Source organism: Streptomyces sp. 5-10 (genome assembly GCF_014712245.1).
GTDB lineage: Bacteria > Actinomycetota > Actinomycetes > Streptomycetales > Streptomycetaceae > Streptomyces > Streptomyces violaceusniger.
This window is the reverse complement of record NZ_JACVYG010000183.1, coordinates 1-1,972: the sequence shown is the minus strand read 5'-3', so window position 1 is coordinate 1,972 and position 1,972 is coordinate 1. Positions and strand designations below refer to the sequence as shown.

The 1,972-nt window shown below is 68.3% G+C and carries 1 protein-coding gene; it reads left to right on the top strand.

Annotated features, from left to right (window positions below; genetic code table 11):
* Positions 1-109 precede the first annotated feature (109 nt).
* Positions 110-1,915, top strand: coding sequence for an IS481 family transposase (locus tag IEJ02_RS47695; RefSeq protein WP_191070491.1), 1,806 nt, complete (start codon positions 110-112; stop codon positions 1,913-1,915).
* The last annotated feature ends 57 nt before the right edge of the window (positions 1,916-1,972 follow it).

Sequence of the window (1,972 nt, the reverse complement as noted above, 5' to 3'; positions counted from 1 at the left end):
GTGTCCGGTCCCGGGAGATGCTTGACACTTCGGTCCCAGCTGATGGTTGACAGTGGCCGTGATCGGCTTTTCTGTGCGCGTCGTTGCGGTGCGTGGCAGGAGGCCGGGATTGGCGCTGGTGGAGTTGTCGGTCGTTGAGCAGAGATACCGGGCTGTCCTGGCAGTGCTGGCGGGTGCGACTGTGACCGAGGTCGCCGCTCAGCTCGGGGTGTCGCGGCAGACGGTCAGTGGGTGGAAGTCGCGTTATGCGGCTTCGGGATTGGCGGGGTTGGCGGATCGTTCTCGTCGGCCGGCGTCGTGTCCGCATCAGGCGTCTGCCGAGGTGGAGACGGCTGTGTGCGAGCTGCGGCGCAAGCATCCGAAGTGGGGTCCGCGGCGGATCGCTCATGTGCTGGAGCGGTCCGGGGCGGTGAGTCCGGTGCCGTCGCGGATGACCGTGTATCGGATCTTGGTCAGGCATGGGTTGGTGGAGCCGGGGGTGCGGCGTCGGAAGCGGTCGGATTACAAGCGCTGGCAGCGGGACCGTGCGATGCAGTTGTGGCAGATGGACATTGTCGGCGGGGTGATGCTGGTCGACCCGGTGACGGGTGAGTTGTCCGAGGCGAAGGTCGTGACCGGTGTGGATGACCATTCCCGGTATTGCGTGATCGCGTCGGTGGTCGAGCGGGCGACCGGGCGTGCGGTCTGCGCGGCGTTCGCCCGGGCCTTGCAGACGTTCGGGGTGCCGGAGGAGGTGCTGACGGACAACGGCAAGCAGTTCACCGACCGGTTCGGGCAGGGTGGTGAGGTGCTGTTCGACCGGATCTGCCGGGAGAACGGGATCGCGCACCGGCTGACCCAGCCGGCCTCCCCGACCACGACGGGCAAGGTCGAACGGTTCCATCAGACGCTGCGGCGTGAACTCCTCGACGACTGCGGCGCGTTCGAGAGCATCGGGGTGGCTCAGGCGGCATTGGATGCGTGGGTGGAGGAGTACAACTCCGATCGTCCGCATCAGGCCCTGGACATGCAGTCCCCGTCGGACCGGTTCGCCCCGGTTCCCGATGAGGAACGGGATGTGCTGGGCCTGAAGATCCCGGGAGTGCTTGCGCTGGTGCCGCAGCAGCGGATGGCTCCTGCGGTGGTGCCGGATCCGGCTGAGGTAGTGCCTGCCTTGGTTCCTGAGGTGGTGCAGGCTGAGGAGGGCGGGCCGGTGGAGTTCGAGCGGGTGGTGCCTGCGAGTGGGAATCTGCAGGTCGCGGGCAAGCAGTTCTGGCTTGGACCGTCCCGCTCCGGGCTGACGGTGACGTTCTGGGCCGACACCTCGGTGATCCATCTGATGATCGCGGGAGCACGGATCAAGACCGTGCGGTCACATCTGTCGCCGGCGGATCTGGGGCGGCTGGCGGCCCGGGGAGGGCGTGCTGCCGGTCCGGCCCCGCTTCCGGCCGACGACGGGGCCGCGTTCGAGGTGGACCGGGTGGTGAACAACAGCGGCCTGGTGGGCCTGGGCGGGCGCCAGGTGCTGGCGGCGGAGATCCTCGGTGGCCGCCAGGTGGGCATCCGGATCGACGCCGAGACGCTGTCGTTCTTCGACCTGTCCTCGCGGGAGCTGCTGCGGGTGCGGCCCAACCCGCTCGACACCGAGGAGGTGCGGCGTCTGAGGGGACTGCGGCCCGCGGGACCGGCTCCACGGCCCCGCGTCGAGCCGGTTCGTGTGCAGCGGCGGGTCAGTGCGGTCGGCACGGTCATGGTCTGCCGCCAGACCGTCTCACTCGGACGCCCCTACGCAGGCCAGACCGTGACCGTGCACGTGTCGGACACGACGATCACCGTCGAGCTGGACGGACAGATCCGGGTCATCCGCCGCACGACCGATGTCCCGGTCCGTAACGTGAAAGCGAACAAGCCCCACGGGGCTTCCCATGTTGTCTAGGCCCACCGTCAAGCATCAGGTGAGACCAGAACGTCGCGCATCAGCTGGGATCCGACA